We start from the raw sequence: 295 nt of genomic DNA on the forward strand, positions 1-295 counted from the left end.
TTTTGTTTTTTACCTCATCTGAGGCCGCTTGTAAATGCTGAGGCTGTTTTTCATTTGCAATTGTGTTTTTGTAAAGCAAATTTTTACCCCCCTGATCTACATGTCCATAACCATGCAAAACAATTCCACTTTCGGCATTTTTATTGATTGCTGAAAGAGTCATATACGTTTTCCAGTTTCCGTCTTTATCAATACGCTTGTTCACTTTTCCAATCACGCTATGGTACTCACCGGACTCCTTATCCTTTGCGATCCCCTGCATGAATCCTTTACGCGACTCAACAAGGAAATAATC

General features: G+C 39.3%; 1 pseudogene. It reads right to left on the minus strand.

Features of this window, described 5'->3' with window-relative positions:
* Positions 1 to 262: pseudogene (locus tag ACNQ0T_RS23865) on the minus strand (hypothetical protein); the annotation flags it as partial.
* Positions 263 to 295: the final 33 nt, after the last annotated feature.

Source organism: Enterobacter cloacae complex sp.6700776, assembly GCF_048284255.1.
GTDB classification, from domain to species: domain Bacteria; phylum Pseudomonadota; class Gammaproteobacteria; order Enterobacterales; family Enterobacteriaceae; genus Enterobacter; species Enterobacter intestinihominis.